Raw genomic sequence first — 650 nt, 5'->3', positions numbered from 1 at the left:
TTGCTCTTTCCATATTGGAAGGTTCCTCTTGCTTCTGGAATCCATTCTTTAACTGCAAGCCCTAGTTCTTCTGCTTGTTTGGTATACGATAAAACCAAACGGTTTAACATCAATTGGTGTTGGTACCAGGCGGGCACATCCGTTGTCCATTTCTTTTGCCATTTTGAAAAGCCCTGCAATTCTTCTACGATTTCAACACCAAAAGCATCTAGCGTATATAAATTACCCGGCTTTTCATAACCCCGCATTGGAACGGTAAAACTCTTAATATACTTAGACTCTTCTAGCAGACGCAAACGATTCATCGCATATTTACGATCAGCGTAATTCGTTAAAATATGTTCAACAATGAAATTAGAGTCAATGTAAATAAAGTCATGTAGTTTGATCAATAAGTCTGTATCCTGTTCATTCAGCGTGATATATTTTTTCATTCTGTTTCGCCTCTCCCTTGTCTATAAGAGGAACGTTACCTTCGTGAGTGTGTAAAAAGTCTTCCCCTTCTCACATAAAACGTTGATTTTCCCTCTTTTCCTTCTGTCTCTACTCATTCTTTTTCTGAAGGTTTTTTCTTTCGTAATGACACAATAGGTTGTGGTTCTTTTGGTAACTCTTCTGTTTTTTTCTTTAAAGTGACAGCAGGTTCAATA

At 37.4% G+C, this 650-nt stretch carries 1 protein-coding gene; it reads right to left on the bottom strand.

Translation table 11 applies throughout. From position 1 onward, the window contains the following. On the bottom strand, positions 1–434 hold a 434-nt coding region (locus tag M3A49_RS42420), incomplete at its 3' end, for a hypothetical protein (RefSeq protein WP_266233997.1). Between the last annotated feature and the right edge of the window lie 216 nt (positions 435–650).

It is taken from the genome of Paraburkholderia sp. CNPSo 3076, from assembly GCF_026343935.1.
GTDB lineage: Bacteria > Pseudomonadota > Gammaproteobacteria > Burkholderiales > Burkholderiaceae > Paraburkholderia > Paraburkholderia nodosa.
Note: the sequence above shows the minus strand (reverse complement) of the source record. Positions and strands in the feature narration are given on the sequence as shown.